Annotated in this window: 14 protein-coding genes; 6 read left to right on the top strand and 8 right to left on the bottom strand. The window is 63.1% G+C overall.

The window, feature by feature from the left end; translation table 11 throughout:
* Positions 1–118 precede the first annotated feature (118 nt).
* The 8 genes from SKZ59_RS07900 to SKZ59_RS07865 form a co-directional block, all read right to left on the bottom strand.
* Positions 119–547: an agglutinin biogenesis protein MshP gene (locus tag SKZ59_RS07900; protein ID WP_319991321.1), complete on the bottom strand. Its 429-nt coding sequence runs from the start codon at positions 545–547 to the stop codon at positions 119–121.
* Positions 544–1,473, bottom strand: coding sequence for a prepilin-type N-terminal cleavage/methylation domain-containing protein (locus tag SKZ59_RS07895; RefSeq protein WP_319991320.1), 930 nt, complete (start codon positions 1,471–1,473; stop codon positions 544–546). The genes SKZ59_RS07900 and SKZ59_RS07895 overlap by 4 nt, the downstream gene beginning before the upstream one ends.
* Positions 1,470–2,036 carry a type II secretion system protein gene (locus tag SKZ59_RS07890; protein WP_319991319.1) on the bottom strand — a complete coding sequence of 189 codons (567 nt, stop codon included), beginning with the start codon at positions 2,034–2,036 and terminating at the stop codon, positions 1,470–1,472. Before SKZ59_RS07890 ends, SKZ59_RS07895 begins: the two co-directional genes overlap by 4 nt.
* The gene (locus tag SKZ59_RS07885; RefSeq protein WP_319991318.1) at positions 2,023–2,562 is read right to left on the bottom strand and encodes a prepilin-type N-terminal cleavage/methylation domain-containing protein; all 540 of its coding nucleotides are present in this window, start codon (positions 2,560–2,562) and stop codon (positions 2,023–2,025) included. Before SKZ59_RS07885 ends, SKZ59_RS07890 begins: the two co-directional genes overlap by 14 nt.
* A gap of 143 nt (positions 2,563–2,705) precedes the next feature.
* Entirely contained in the window at positions 2,706–3,164 is a 459-nt protein-coding gene (locus SKZ59_RS07880; RefSeq protein WP_319991317.1) for a type II secretion system protein, read from the bottom strand.
* A gap of 76 nt (positions 3,165–3,240) precedes the next feature.
* Complete coding sequence (locus SKZ59_RS07875; protein ID WP_319991316.1) at positions 3,241–3,747, bottom strand: type II secretion system protein; 507 nt, start codon at positions 3,745–3,747, stop codon at positions 3,241–3,243.
* Complete coding sequence (locus tag SKZ59_RS07870; protein WP_034755322.1) at positions 3,747–4,982, bottom strand: type II secretion system F family protein; 1,236 nt, start codon at positions 4,980–4,982, stop codon at positions 3,747–3,749. The genes SKZ59_RS07875 and SKZ59_RS07870 overlap by 1 nt, the downstream gene beginning before the upstream one ends.
* A gap of 1 nt (position 4,983) precedes the next feature.
* Positions 4,984–6,687, bottom strand: a complete 1,704-nt coding sequence (locus SKZ59_RS07865) for a GspE/PulE family protein (RefSeq protein ID WP_070305056.1) — start codon at positions 6,685–6,687, stop codon at positions 4,984–4,986.
* Positions 6,688–6,831: 144 nt separating this feature from the next.
* On the opposite strand from SKZ59_RS07865, the gene SKZ59_RS07860 reads away from it, so the two are divergent.
* The 6 genes from SKZ59_RS07860 to SKZ59_RS07835 all read left to right on the top strand — a co-directional run bounded on the left by SKZ59_RS07860 (position 6,832) and on the right by SKZ59_RS07835 (position 15,384).
* Entirely contained in the window at positions 6,832–7,629 is a 798-nt protein-coding gene (locus SKZ59_RS07860; protein WP_319991315.1) for an ABC transporter ATP-binding protein, read from the top strand.
* Positions 7,626–9,011 carry an ExeA family protein gene (locus tag SKZ59_RS07855; protein WP_319991314.1) on the top strand — a complete coding sequence of 462 codons (1,386 nt, stop codon included), beginning with the start codon at positions 7,626–7,628 and terminating at the stop codon, positions 9,009–9,011. Before SKZ59_RS07860 ends, SKZ59_RS07855 begins: the two co-directional genes overlap by 4 nt.
* Before the next feature lie 107 nt (positions 9,012–9,118).
* Complete coding sequence (gene mshL, locus SKZ59_RS07850; RefSeq protein WP_319991313.1) at positions 9,119–11,068, top strand: pilus (MSHA type) biogenesis protein MshL; 1,950 nt, start codon at positions 9,119–9,121, stop codon at positions 11,066–11,068.
* A complete protein-coding gene (locus tag SKZ59_RS07845; RefSeq protein WP_319991312.1) occupies positions 11,065–12,468 on the top strand; it encodes a tetratricopeptide repeat protein in 1,404 nt (467 codons plus the stop codon). Before mshL ends, SKZ59_RS07845 begins: the two co-directional genes overlap by 4 nt.
* Positions 12,469–12,475: 7 nt before the next feature.
* Positions 12,476–14,179, top strand: coding sequence for a GspE/PulE family protein (locus SKZ59_RS07840; protein WP_034755312.1), 1,704 nt, complete (start codon positions 12,476–12,478; stop codon positions 14,177–14,179).
* Entirely contained in the window at positions 14,179–15,384 is a 1,206-nt protein-coding gene (locus SKZ59_RS07835; protein WP_319991311.1) for a type II secretion system F family protein, read from the top strand. The genes SKZ59_RS07840 and SKZ59_RS07835 overlap by 1 nt, the downstream gene beginning before the upstream one ends.
* Positions 15,385–15,390 lie beyond the last annotated feature (6 nt).

Here is a 15,390-nt window from a genome sequence, read left to right as displayed (position 1 = left end):
TGTAAGTGCCTGCCCGATCTTGTCGCGCAGTTAATGCATCCAGCCAATTTTAATTCATGAAGCCAACTTTATTGTGTAAAAACAATAAATTAGCGATCTTTTTTTCACGCAGTTGACCTTACTGCGACAACACGGCTTGCAGGCGGCGCTGGACGTAATCGGGGTTATTGCCCGCGTTCGGGCAGCCGGCAGGCCCAGGCTGGTTGCAAGCGGTGGCCGTGATGGTCCAGCTGGTCAAGGTGCCGGGACCGGTGCCGCGACTGCACTGCACGTTGACGGAAAAGATAGACAGCGAGGTGCCTGCAGGCAAGGCAAACGACTTGACGGGATCACACTGTCCATCGACCAACTGCCGGTACACGCCCCACTCGATACCTGCCCGGGCGGCCTGCTCGGCGCGCACGCCCTGCACGTCCAGTGCAGACTCAACCTGCTGCAGGGTAAAAATATTCACCATCGCGGCGCCCAGACCCGCCAGCACCACCAACAGGAAAATCGCCGTGACCAGGCTGAAACCGCGCATGCGGCGCAAGGAAAATGTAGTCATGGCGTATTGCTGACCTGTACCTGCTGCACCAGGCGCAGCGTTCCCGTGTTGCTGTTTTCCGCGCCGAGGCTCAGCACGATGCTGAGCAAGCCGCGCGGCACATTTTTCAGTACTTCATAGGTAAAGCAACCTTCGGGCGGAGTTGCTTCCGTCGCGGGAACGCCAGACCTGCCAAGCGTGTTCTTCAGGATTTTTTGCGCCAGCAAGGCACGCACAGGAGCAGTCGACAGCGGCGCAGCCGCCGCATTGAGCGGCTGCGCTGCCTGGATGGTATAGCCGGAATAGCGCGTCAGGGTACCGGTCTGCGGATCGCAAACATAGCTGACAGGCGTCGTCACGACCTGAAAACGGTGCGATGGCGAAGGAAATTTTTGCGGCGACTGCGCGAGGAAGGGATTGCCCTGCAAGGTCACCACGGCGCCGCTGACAGCCGCGACCTGCGCCAGATTGCAAATGCCGCCGTTGACAGCACAGCCGTAGGCGTCCGGCAGGTTATCGCCCATATTGTAGACGGCAATAAAGTCGCCGGGCGCGATCGCCGGCACGTTTCCGACGACAGTGAATTGATTGGGATCGACACCAGGGCCGACGGGATTGAAAGCCAGTACGGCCCCGAGGCCTGGCGGATCATCCTCAGACAGGTAGCGGCCGCCGGATTTCGTCAGCAGCAGCTCCAGGTACTTGCCATTCGTGCTGACACGCACACTATTGGGCAGCGCAAGACGCAGGTCGCGCGCGATGCGCCGCACGGCCGTATCGGCCACGTCGGCCAGGTCGGCGCGGGCATTGGCATCAACATAACCTTGCACGGGCAGGCGTATGAACATGGCCACCATGCCGCCGATGATGCCGGTGATGACGATCACGATGATCATCTCCACCAGGGTAAAGCCGCGCGCGCGGCGCCGGGAAAAATAGATATTCATGGGATGCTGTTCGGCGCGTAGCGCGTGCGGTAGCCGTCGAGCACGACCTGCTGCTTGTCGCCATAAGCGACGCTGACCTGGATATGCAGCACATTCGGTGCCGCGATACCGTTCAGCGCGACGGAATTCATGCTGACTGTCGCCGCATATTGGTTGGCAAGCGATGAAAAAGGATTGCCGGCCACATCCGTGGTGTACGTGATGGCGCTGCCATCCTTGGCCACGTAATCGTTGACGTTGTCATAAGGCCGCTGCGTTGCACCACCCTGTATCCCGGGCGCCTCCACGACACCACAGCCGGCCACACTGATGGCCGTCTCGGCTGCCGGGTCGTTCACTGCGCAAAAAGTAAACCGCGCGCCCTCGATTTCGTCGAGCATGCCTTCCGCAATGGCCAGCGCCTGCTTGCGCAGCTGCGGGTCGACGCTGTTGCGCGTCGTCAGGTCCATCACGCCGAGGATGCCCACCACCGCTACGCCCACAATGACGATGAAAAGCACCAGTTCGATCAAGGTCACGCCGGCCTGGGTGCGCCTGGCGGCATGGCGCCTAGCGGTACACATAGCCGGTCTCCGGTGATACCTTGATCTGGTATTGCTGCCCGCCACCCGCCACGGCCAGCACCAGTATCTCGCGAAAATCGCCATACACCGTGTAATACGGACGCCCCAGCGGGTCAAAGTAAAAGCCGGCGGGGCCGTCCGACAGCGTGACGGACGACGGCCATCCTTCGCACAGCCAGTTGCTCCACCCGCCGCAAGCGAGCAGGGTTTCCTTGCTGCCGCTGTTCGTGCCAGTGGGTGGCACGGTGCGGCTGGCCGGGCTGTCACAGGCCTGCGTGAAACACAGGGCCATGCTTTTGGCATTGATGCGGACATACACGGGACGGTTTTGCGCTACCGCAAGCTTTTGCCCATAGCGCACGATACTTGCCACCTGATCGCTGGCACTGCGCACGTCAAAAGTGTCGCGCTGGAAAAACCGGTTGACGGCAAAGGTCGCCAGCAGGCCGGCGATCACCATCACGGCCACCAGTTCGATCAAGGTAAAGCCGCGCGCAGGCGTACGCCTCAGCGAGCCTGGCGGCACTGCGTGACGATGCGGACAAACTGTCGGTGGCTGCTGCAATGGATGGCCCGTAAAAAAGCCCAACGGGCTGGCGCCTGGGGTTGGGCTGGTGGTGCGCAAGGAAAGCCGGGCATTAGCTGGCCATCCTTGCAAATCAGTGCAAATTATTTACAATCTGCAATATCCAGAGCAGGCGTGATGGTCGGCGCGCCACCTGCGGCAGTAGGGGCGACATAGGTAACCTTGCACCCTGTACGCGTTGCATCAGGCGTCACGACACCACCGGAAAACTTGTAATCAGGATCGGTCAAGCCTGCAGCATCGATGATGCTGGCAGTTGTCGGGTAGCCAAATGCACCCTCGATCTCCTTGCCTTCCATCTGCACCTTCGGCGTATCGACCGAGCCCTTGACCAGCCACTGCGCATGGTACAGCGCCGCACCCGCCTTCATGGCGCCTACCGCCGCATTCATCTTGGCAATACGCGCATCGGTCGACATGTCGATGAATTTAGGAATCGCCGTCGCTGCCAGGATGCCGAGGATCACGATGACGACGATCAGTTCGATCAGGGTAAAACCTGCCTGGGCGCCGCTTTTCATACTACGTAAAGACTTATTCATACCTGCTCTCCAAAATCAAATAAAAACATTAAAACCAACGCCATGAAACTGTCGCTGCACCAGACTAGGAAGTGCGTCAGTTTGCTGCCGAGTCCGGCGATTTCCACACCACGATATCGGGCTCCCGGGAGAGCTTGTCAAGATCGGCGTCCGCACCCGGCAAGGTTACCTTAAATTTCACTGAATCAACCCTTGTAGCGGGAAAAATATTGCCATTACTAAACAAATAGATAATTTTTTGTTCTTTTTTGTCGTACAACCAATTCCCTGCCGGTAATTTTGCAAGGTCCGGCTGCGCGAACTCGCCCAGGTAGTTGGCCGGTTTATCCATCAGCCAGTCGAACGGGTTTTGCCGCGCCAGCGCCGGCATTCTGTCGCGCCGGTCCGCCAGGTACAGCTGCAGCACCTGCACCCGCAAGCTGGTGCGCAAGACGCCGAGCATCTGGGCCACGGCCACCTGCTGCGCCTGCTGCTGGTAATAGCCGACCCGGTTCAACAATACCGCCACCAGGATGGCGAACACGCCCGCCACCACCGCCAGCTCGAACAGGGTGAAACCGCGCTGGCGGAACGGTTTTGCCATCAGTGCAGGGCCGCCCGGCCCAGGTCCCAGATCGGCAGGAAGATGCCCAGCGCCAGCACCAGCACCATGGCACCGAGGAAGACGATCAAGATCGGCTCGATCTGCGCCGACAGGGTCTTCAATTCATAGTCGACTTCGCGTTCGTACATGTCCGCGATCTCGTCCATCAGGTCGTCGAGCGAACCGGATTCCTCGCCCACGGCGATCATCTGCAGCACCACGGGCGTAAACACGCCGGCCGCGACCGAGGTGCGCAAGATGCTTTCGCCGCGCTCGACACCGTCGCGCATCTGTTCCACGCGCGCGCTCAGATAAGTATTGTCGACCGTTTGCGACACCACGGTCAGTGCCTGCACGATGGGCACGCCGCTCGTGCTCGACAAGGCGAAACTGCGCGCAAAGCGGGCCATCGTGCCCTTCAGGATGATCTTGCCGGCGATCGGCAGGCGCAGCTTGGCGCGGTCCCATTTGTATAAGCCCTCTTTCGTGCGCAGCCAGGCGCGCCAGCCGAAAAAGCCGCCCACGCCCAGCATCAGCAGGATGGGCCAGTACGCCACCGTGAAGCGCGACGTGCCGATCAGGATGCGCGTCATCAGGGGCAGTTCCGCGTGGAAGCTGGCGAACACTTTCTCGAACTGGGGAATGACGAAGATATTCACCACGATCATGGCGGCGAGCATGGCGAAGACGACGAAGGTCGGGTAGCGCGTCGCCGTTTTCACGCGCGCGCGCATGTCGCGGTCGAATTCCAGGTGGTTGAACAGGCGCAGGAACACTTCGTCGAGGCGCCCCGTCATTTCGCCCACGCGCACCATCGATAAGTAAAACGGCGTGAAGATCGTGGGATGGCGCGCCATGGCGGCCGACAGCTCACGCCCCGCGTCGAGCGACTCGCGCACATCCTTGATGATGCGTCCGAACGCTGGGCTGATGGCGGACTCCTGCAAGCCGGCCAGGCCGCGCATGATGGGCACACCCGCCTTGAGCAGGGTGTACAGCTGGCGGCTGAACAGCTGCACGTCCATGGGCGTGACTTTTTTCTCGGTCAGCCTGGCCCACCAGCCCAGCTGGTTGGCGCCGGCCTTCGTCACCGTCTGTTTCGTGGCGCTGATATCGACGGGCGTGCTGCCGCCCGCCATCAACTGGTCGGCCACGGCGCCGCTGTCGGCGCCTTCCATCACGCCGGTCAGCAGTTCGCCGCTGGCGCTACGTGCCTTGTAGGAGAAAAACGGCACCTCAATCCTCGCTCTGGTTGCTGATGCGCATCGCTTCCATCACCGTCGTGCGGCCCTGTACCACCAGTTGCACGGCGTGGCGGCGCAAGGTTTCGCCCGCCATCTGCGCCGTCGCCACCTTCATGAAGTGCGATGGGTCGGCATGGTTGGCGGCATCGGCCACGGCGCGCGTGATTTCCAGCAATTCGTACACGCCCGTACGGCCCCGGTAACCCATGCCGTTGCAATGCGAACAGCCCTTGCCGTGGAAATACTGGTTGCGCTCGACCAGCTCGCCCAGTTCCAGGCGCAGCCATTCATATTCGTTCGGCGTGGGCTGGTACGGCGTGCTGCAGCTTTCGCAGATCACGCGCACCAGGCGCTGCGCCAGCACGGCTTGCAGCGAGCTGCCCACCATGTAGCGGGGCACGCCCATGTCCATCAGCCGCAGCGGCGTGCTGATGGCATCGTTCGTATGCAGGGTCGACAGCACCAAGTGGCCCGTCATGGCGGCGCGCAGACCGATTTGCGCCGTTTCCTGGTCGCGCATCTCGCCGACGAGCACGATGTCGGGATCTTGCCGCAAGGCCGAACGCAGCACTCTGGCAAAGTTCAGCTCGATCTTCTCGTTCACTTGCACCTGGTTAATGCCAGGCAAGCGGTACTCGACGGGGTCTTCCACCGTGATGAGCTTTTTTTCCACGGAATTGAGTTCAGACAAGGCGCAATACAAGGTCGTCGTCTTGCCGCTGCCGGTCGGCCCCGTCACCAGCACGAGGCCGTTCGGGCGGCTGACGATGGCGCGGAACTGCTGCACCAGCTTGGGCGGCATGCCGATGGCGTCCAGGCGCAAGGTCGTGCCGCCCTGGTTCAGCAGACGCATCACCACCGATTCGCCGTACTGCGTCGGCATGGTGGAAATACGCACGTCGATGCGCTGGTTTTTCACGCGGATGGCGAAACGGCCATCCTGCGGCAAGCGCTTCTCGGAAATATCGAGGTCCGACATCAGTTTCAAGCGCAGCGCCAGCGAACTGGCGATCTTGCTGTCCGCTTCCGTCTGCAGGTGCAGCACGCCGTCGATGCGGAAACGAATTTGCAGCCGGCCTTCCTGCGGCTCGATATGGATGTCCGAAGCGCGCACCTGCGTGGCATCCTCGAACACCGATTGCAGCAGCTTGACGATGGGCGCCTCTTCCAGGCCCGGATTGGCGGCCAGCGCGCCGAAGTCGACGGACACGTCGCCCAGGTCCTGCTCCAGCTCGCGCGTCAGGGTCGAGATATCTTCCGTGCGGCGGTAGATGCGGTCGATGGCGGCCAGCACTTCCGTTTCATTGACCACGGCCAGTTCGATCTGGCGCTTGACCAGGCGCGAAATTTCATCGTACGCGAACAGGTCGGTCGGATCGGACATGCCGACCAGCAAGCCTTCGCGGCGGTCTTCCAGCACCAGCGCGCGGAAGCGCCGCGCCTGCGTTTCCGGCAGCAGCCGCACCAGTTCGGGATTGATGTTGAAAAACTTCAGATTGATGTAAGGAATGTCGAGCTGGCGCGCCAGCGCGCCCGAAATCTGCTCTTCCGTGACGAAGCCGTGCTCGACAAAAACGCGGCCCAGCTTGCGTCCCGAACGCTTCTGTTCCGTCAAGGCCTGGCCCAACTGTTCTTCCGTCAGCAGTTTCTGCTGTACCAAAATTTCACCGAGCCGGACTTTCTCTGGCCTTGCCATTGCATACTCCTCGACAAACAAATTCCACAGACGATACACGCCAGCGGCGCGCGGGGGTATTTTATTCCAGAACCTGTTGTTTCTTAAAGAAAATACATTCCAACGTTTGATTTTTGCGCATTTCAACACACTGCAAGGAAACGCTTGCCGCCCACCTGCGCCCATGGCAATAATGGCGGTCGTTCACCGCCTTTCCTGCCGACCATTGCCCCTATGAACGCCTGCGCCATCGAGTTCCACAACGTGCATCTGCAACTGGCGGGCAGCGCCGTGCTGCGCGGCGTCGACCTGCAGGTGCGCGCGGGGGAACTGTTCGGCCTCGTCGGCGTGAATGGCGCGGGAAAGACGAGCCTGCTCAAATGCCTGCTGGACTTTTGCACGCCAGAGCGGGGAGATATCGCCATCTTCGGCCAGCCGCACCGGCACGGCGCGGCGCGCCAGCCCCTGTCGTTTCTGCCGGAACGCTTCCAGGCACCGTATTACCTGACGGGCGGCGATTTCCTGCGCTACCTGTTGCGCCTGCACGATGTGCGCCCCGATACGCAAGCCGTGCAGCAAGCGCTGGATGCGCTGGACCTGGCGCCGGACGCCCTGCTGCGCCCCGCACGCGCATATTCAAAAGGCATGATGCAGAAACTGGGACTGGCCGCCTGCCTGCTGTCGGGCAAGCGGCAACTGGTGCTCGATGAACCGATGAGCGGACTCGACCCGAAAGCGCGCGCGCAATTCAAGCAAGTGCTGCGGCAAGCGCGCGCGCAGGGCCGTGGCGCCCTGCTCACTTCGCATGCGCTGGCCGACGTGGAAGAATTGTGCGACCGCATGGCCATCCTGCATGCGGGCCGCATCGTGTTTACAGGCACGCCCGCCGAATGCCGCGCCCGCCATGGCGGTGCGGCCGGCGCCAGCCTGGAACAGGCTTTTCTCAATTGCATCGCGGCATGAACACCGGCACGCAGGTTTCCAGCCACTACGCGCCCTCGCCGCACGGCATGTATCTGCGCCATTTCGGCTTGCGCACGGCGCCGTTCGGCATCACGCCGGACCCGGCCTTTTTTTATACGGGCAATACACGGGGCGAACTGCTCGACGCGCTACTGTATGCCGTCACGCAAGGCGAAGGCATCATCAAGCTGACGGGCGAAGTGGGCAGCGGCAAGACCATGCTGTGCCGCATGCTGGCCGAGCGCCTACCGCCCCAGGTCGACGTGCTGTATTTGCTCAATCCCCGCCTGGAGCCGGACGAAGTCCTGCACGCCATCGCCGCCGAACTGGGCCTGGAACTGGACGGTTGCCGCGCCGATGCCGTGCTGCGCGCCCTGCATGGCGAGCTGATAGGCAGGCATGCTGCAGGGCGCCAGGTGGTACTGCTGGCCGAAGAAGCGCAAGCCATGCCGGGCGCAACCCTGGAAGCGCTGCGCCTGCTGACGAATTTGGAAACGGCAAGCCACAAGCTGCTGCAGATCGTGCTGTTTGGCCAGCCGGAATTGCAGCACACCTTGGACTTGCCCCAGTTCCGCCAATTGAAGGAGCGCATCACCCACAGTTTTACCGTGCCGCGCCTGCCGCAAGCCTTGCTGAACGATTATCTGGCCTGCCGCTTGGCCGCCGCCGGCCGCATGGCGCCGCTCGTCTTCACACCGTCCGCGCTGCGCCGGCTGGCCCGCGCGGCGCAAGGCATTGTGCGCAGGGTCAATATCCTCGCCGACAAGGCCTTGCTGGCCGCGTTTGCGGACGATGCGCAGGAAATCGGCGCGCGCCACGTGCGCCTGGCCATTGCCGACAGCCCATTTCACCGGCCGCCCTGGCATGCGGGCAAGCTGGTGGCGGGCGCCTTGAGCGCACTGATGCTGCTGCTGGCCGCTGCGCTGCTGTGGCAATGGCTAGCGCCGGGGACGACAGCGGCGATCCCGGCCCCGGCTGCGGCCCCGCGCGCGCCGCTGCCTGCGCCGTCGACGCTGCTCGACAGCAAGCTGGCGGAATCGCGCGACTGGCTGGCACGGCAAGGACCGCAGCAACTGGTGCTGCACATCGCCAGCCTGCCCGCCACCGAAACGGCCGCAGCGGAAGCTTTCCTGCAGCAGGCGCAGCAAGCCATCGGCCTGCGCGACCTGCACGTGTTTCGCCTGCCCGGCGCGGCGTCCGCGAGCGCCGCCGGGCGCCTGGATATCGTCTACGGCAGCTTCGCCGACCGGGCCAGCGCCGAGGCCGTCTGGGCCCGGCTGGCCCCTGCGTCGCCACAGAAAATATTGCTGTACGACATAGATAGTATCCGTGCGGAAATGAAAGCCGCGACACCAGCACAAACGGGGCGTGGCGCCCCCTGACTTTATTTCGGTATATTGCCTCCGGGGCCCGCACACCCGATTGCTTTTAGGCGATCATGCTGGGTAAAATTACAAAAGCACAACACGACTTCAAGGGCGAACTTTTCATGAATCAACACCCTATTCCTGTGCTGGCCTCCTGGGTCGCCCTCGCCTGCAGCACCGTGCTGGCCGGCTGCGCCACGCATCAAACGCCGCTGTCGCCTGCCCACATCAATACCCCGCCCCGCCCCGCCGGCGCCATTCCCGAACCGGTGCAGCAAAGCAGCGCGCTGGCCGCGCCCCTGCCTGCGCCAAAAGTGGAAACCTACAGCGTCACCGTGCACAAGGTGCCCGTGCAATCGCTGCTGTTTGCGCTGGCGCGCGACGCGGGCATGAATATCGACATCCACCCGCAGATCGAAGGCAGCGTCACCCTGAATGCGCTGAACCAGACCCTGCCGCAACTGCTGACGCGTATCGGCAAGCAAGTCGATATGCGCTACGAAATCGATGGCAAGAACCTGACGGTATTGCCCGACGCGCCCGTATGGCGCAATTACAAGGTCGATTACGTCAACATGGCGCGCAGCACCAACAGCAGCGTGAATATCGCCACGCAAATTTCCACGGCGGGCGGCGGGTCGAACAGCGCCAGCAACCCCGTCGGCGGCACGCAAGGCAGCGGCGGCAACGGCAATAACAACTCGACCACCCTGGTCGTGAATCGTTCGGAAAACAATTTCTGGTACAGCCTGGAAAAGAATATCCGCGACCTGCTGCGCGAGACCACACTCAACGATGTGCAGGTGGACCCGCTGGCGCAGCTGAACCAGCAGTTGACGAGCATGCCCGGTCAACAAGGGCAGCAGGGACAGCAGGGACAGCAAGGCCAGCCTTTCCAGCAGCAGAATCAGGCCGGCAATCAATACGGCAGCCAGGCGCCGATGCAGACTGGCGGCCAGTCTGCGCCAGGCCAGCAGCAGGGCAATACCAACGCAAACCCGTCCCAGCCGCTCGACGCGAACGGCCTGCCGCTGCTGAAACTCGCCAACAAGGGCACTCCCTCGTCCGTCGTCGTCAACGTGGAAGGCGGCTTGATCGCCGTGCGGGCCACGGGCCGCCAGCACGAAAAGATCGCCGAATTCCTCGATGCGGTATTGCATAGCGCCAAGCGGCAAGTGCTGATCGAGGCGACCATCATGGAAGTGCGCCTGAGCAATGAATACCAGCAAGGCATCAACTGGTCGCGCCTGACGGGCAGCTTGCAGTTGCGGCAGCAGCAAGTGGGTACGACTGCCCTCAGCAGCGGCGTCACGCCCGGCGCCACGCCGGGTATCTTCGTGCTCAATTATCTGAAGGACAGTTTCAGCACGACCATCCAGCTGCTCGAGTCGTTCGGCAAGGTGAAAGTGCTGTCCAGCCCGAAGATCAGCGTGCTCAACAACCAGACGGCCATGCTGAAGGTGGTCGACAACAATGTCTTCTTTACCATCAAGGTAACGCCTGCCGTGATCAGCTCGACGGGCACCATCACCACGCCCGCCACGTATGAATCGAAACTGGAAACCGTGCCCGTCGGCTTCGTCATGAGCGTCACGCCGCAGATTTCCGACAGCGATGAAGTGACCCTGAACGTGCGCCCCACCATCACGCGCATCGTCGGCTATGAGCAGGACCCGAATCCGGCCCTGGCCGCGCTAAACGTGCGCAACCGCGTGCCCGTGATCCAGGCGCGCGAACTGGAGTCGATCATGAAGGTGGGCAATGGCCAGATCGCCGTGATGGGCGGCCTGATGCAGGACTCCGTCGACAATGCCAAGGATGGCGTGCCCGGCCTGTCCAGCCTGCCCCTGGTCGGCAATTTGTTTACCTATCGTAATGAAGCGAGCAGCAAGACGGAACTGGTGATCTTCATGCGCCCCGTCGTCGTCAAGGATGCCAGCGTCGAGGGCGATTACCGCGACTACCGTTATCTGCTGCCCGGCCAGGCGCCGCTCAACAGCCAGCCGTACACGGATGGCCCGCCGGCGCCCGCCGTCCAGCCGCAGGCACGCCTGCAGGGAGACGTCCCATGAGCTTGCTGATGCAGGCGCTCAAGAAAGCCGAGCGCGCCAAGCAGAACAGCCTTTCCGACGAGGAGCTGGAAAAGCCGTCCGAAGCCTACGACCAGGTGCTGGAACTGGCGCCGGCCGACGCCCCGCCGCCCCGTCCCGCGCCGGTTGCGCCACCGCCCGTGCAGCCGGCAAGCACCCTGCGCCTGGAACCGCTGCCGGACGCTCCGGCGCCGCAGCCCGAGCCGAGTAGCGCCCAGCCCGGTCCGCAAGCCGGCCCGCCCCCCGAGCCACCACGCGCCCGTCCGGAACCGCCGCCCGCCAAGCCACGCGCCAGCCGCAGCAATCCGCCGCCGAAAGGTCCCACCGGTCCCATCAGCGTCGACCCGGCCACCGTGCGCCTGGCCGTGCTGCTGGCGATCCTGCTGCTGGTGGCCGGCTCCATGGCGTACTGGTACTGGCGCGCCAGCAGCAGCCCCGGCGCGGGCGCCAACCTGCCCGGCGTACCCATGCCGCTGACGGACGCCCCGGGCACGTCCGGCGTTGCCGGGCCCATCGTGGTGCTGCCCGGGGCCGGCGGCGCCCTGCCGGATGCCCCCGCGCCCGCACCGCTGCCGCAGGACATGCCGCGCGAACAGCGCCAGCCGGCCGGCGCGGCGGAACAGCAGGCGATGATACAAGCCGCCGCGCAAGCGGCCGTGGCCGCCCAGCTGGCGCAACTGCAGCCGCCTGCGCCGCCCAGCCTGCCACCGGTGGCCGCGCCCGACAACAGCCAGATCCAGGTAGTACGCAACGATACGGCGCCGCAGATCAACCCCGGCGTGCAGCAAGCCTACCACGCCTTTAACGGAGGCCAGCTGGGCGCGGCGCGCCAGCAATATGAAAGCGTGCTGCAGCAGGATGCCAACAACCGCGATGCGCTGCTGGGCCTGGCAGCCGTGGCCCAGCGCGAGAACCAGGGCGCGCAGGCGGCGTCGCTGTACGTGCGTTTGCTGGAAATCAATCCCGATGATGGCGTAGCGCTGGCCGGCCTGATCGGCTTGCGCCAGGGCGACGTCGTGCAGAGCGAAGCAAAACTGAAAGCCATCCTGGCGCGTACCCCCGACAGCGGCCCCGTGCTGTTTGCACTGGGCAATGTGTACGCCAAGCAGCGCCGCTGGAACGAAGCGCAGCAGCAATTTTTCCGCGCCTACAGCGCCGCGCCCGGCAATCCCGACTATGCCTTCAACCTGGCCGTGGGCCTGGACCGGCTGAACCAGCCGAAACTGGCCGCCACCTATTACCAGCGCGCCCTGACCCTGGCGCAAACCGCGCCCGCCGCGTTCGACCAGGCCGTCGTGCAAACGCGTTTGCGCGAACTGGCGGCCCCCGCGCCGGCGGCCCAGGCCGACCCGGCCATCACCATCACACCCCGTCAGGAATAAGCATTACATGGCAGAACAGGCAAAACTTCCGCTGGGCAAATTGCTGATCCAGAAAGGCGTGATCAGCGAAGACCAGCTGCGCATCGCCCTGATCGAGCAGCGGCGCAGCAGCGAGCCGCTGGGCAAGCTGCTGATCACCCTGGGTTTCGTTACGGAAGCCACCGTGCGCGAAGCGCTCAGCGAAAACCTGAAACAGGTCAGCGCGGATCTGTCGAGCCTGGTGGTCGACGCCATCGCCTTGAAACTGATCCCGAAGGACGTGGCCAAGCGCTACCGCGTATTCCCCATCGTGTATGAACGGCAGGCGGACAATCTGATCCTGGCCATGGCCGACACGAGCAACATCGTCGCGCTCGACCAGATCAGCGCCATGCTGGTCAAGGGCATCACGATTTCCACCGTGCTCGTCAACGAATCGGACATTTCGCGCGCCATCGACCAGTACTATGGTTTTGAACTGTCGATCGACGGCATCCTGCACGAAATCGAAACGGGCGAAGTCAGCTATCAAAGCATGGCCTCGCCGTCGGACGAGTACAGCCAGCCCATGGTGCGCCTGATCGATGCGCTGCTGGCCGATGCCGTGCAAAACGGCGCCTCGGACATCCATTTCGAGCCGGAACAGTCGTTCCTGCGCATCCGCTACCGCATCGACGGCATCCTGCGGCAAATCCGCAGCCTGCACAAATCGTACTGGCCAGCCATGGCCGTGCGCCTGAAGGTGATGTCGAACATGAATATCGCCGAGGCGCGCGCGCCGCAGGATGGGCGCATCAGCATCAAGTTTTCCGGGCGGCAAATCGACTTCCGCGCGTCGGCGCAGCCCACCACGCATGGCGAAAACTTCGTGCTGCGCGTGCTGGACCGTCAGAAAGGCATCGTGCCGCTCGATGCCCTGGGCCTGGCCGAGGCGGAACTGAACTTGCTGAAACTCATGATCGCGCGGCCCGACGGCGTGATCCTCGTGACGGGTCCAACGGGCAGCGGCAAGACCACGACCCTGTATTCGATCATCAATCACATCAATACGGAAAGCGTCAACATCATGACCTTGGAGGATCCGGTCGAGTATCCGATGAACATGATACGCCAGACCTCCGTCAACGAATCCGTCAAGCTGGGCTTTGCCGACGGCATCCGCTCGATGATGCGGCAAGACCCGGACATCATCCTGGTAGGCGAGATCCGCGACCGCGAAACGGCGGAAATGGCCTTTGCCGCCGCCATGACGGGGCACCAGGTGTATTCCACCCTGCACACGAACTCGTCCATCGGCTCCATCTCGCGCCTGCTCGATATCGGCATCCTGCCCGATATCATGGCCGGCAACATCATCGGCATCGTGGCGCAGCGTCTCGTGCGCCGTTTGTGTCCGCATTGCAAGGAAACCGTGATCGCCGACGACGTCGAGCGCCGGCTGCTGGGCCTGGCGGCAACCGATGCGCCCGTGTCCATCTGCCGCGCCGTCGGCTGCGAGCGCTGCGCGCACCAGGGCTACAAGGGCCGCCTGGCCATCATGGAAATCCTCAAGATGACGGCCGAACTCGATGAATTGACGGCGCGCCGCGCCAGTTCGCGCGAATTGAAGAACGCGGCGCGCGCGGGCGGCTTCAAGGGCCTCGTCGACGACGGCATGCGCCGCGTGATGGAAGGCGTCACCACGCTGGAAGAAGTGGGCCGCGTGGTCGACCTGACGGAAAGGCTGGCCTGATGGCGCAATATGTCTACCGCGCCATGGATGCCGCCGGCACACTGATTCCCGGCAGCATGGAGGCGGCCAACGTGCCGGACCTGGAAGCACGCCTGCACCGCATGCAGCTCGACTTGATCGACTGCAAGATCACGGGCCAGTATCTGGTGCTGCTGGGCAAGCGGGTCATCCACCGCCGCGACCTGATCAATTTCTGCTTCCACATGGAGCAATTGACGGGCGCGGGCGTGCCCATCCTGGATGGCTTGAACGACTTGCGCGAAAGCACGGACCACCCACGCCTGCGCGAAGTCGTCACGGATCTGATCGAAAGCATCGAAGGCGGCCTGCCCCTGTCGGGCGCGCTGGCCCAGCATGGCGACATCTTCGACGCCACGTTCACCAGTCTGATACTGGCGGGCGAACAGAGCGGCAAGATCGCCGAAGTCTTCAAGAACCTGTCGGAAAGTCTGAAATGGCAGGACGAGCTGGCCTCGCAGACGCGCAAGATCATCATGTACCCAATCATCGTCGCCATCGTCGTGGCGGCCGTGACGTTTTTCCTGATGATCTATCTGGTCCCCCAACTGACGGCGTTCATTCGCAACATGGGCGGCGAGCTGCCGCTGCACACGCGCGTGCTGATTGCCGTGTCGAATGTCTTCATCAATTACTGGTATGTGCTGCTGGCCTTGCCCGTGCTGCTGTTCTTCGGGCTGCGCGCGCTCATCCGCCGCAGCGAGGCGGCCCGCTATGCCTGGGATGGCTTGAAGCTGCGGCTGTGGCTGGTCGGACCCGTGCTGCACAAGATCATCCTGGCCCGCTTCGCCACGTTTTTCGCCCTGATGTATGCTTCCGGCATCACGATACTCGAATGCATCCGCCTGTCCGAAGGCATCGCCGGCAACCAGGTGGTGGCGGCAGGCCTGCGCCGCGCCGCCCAGCTGATCAGCGAGGGTTACGGCGTGACGGCCGCCTTCCAGCACACGGGCATCTTCCCGCCGCTCGTGATCCGCATGCTGAAGGTGGGCGAGGCCACGGGATCGCTGGACACGGCCTTGCGCAATGTCAGTTACTTTTACAACCGCGAAGTGAAGGAATTGATTGAAAAAGTGCAAGCCATGATCGAGCCGACCATGACGGTCATCCTGGGCCTGCTGCTGGGCTGGATCATGTTGTCGGTGCTGGGGCCGATCTACGACACCATCAGTACAATCAAGACCTGAGGCCGC

Origin of the sequence: Janthinobacterium sp. GMG2 (genome assembly GCF_033949445.1) — a bacterium.
GTDB classification, from domain to species: Bacteria; Pseudomonadota; Gammaproteobacteria; order Burkholderiales; family Burkholderiaceae_D; genus Janthinobacterium; species Janthinobacterium aestuarii.
This window is presented reverse-complemented; position numbering and strand designations above follow the sequence as displayed.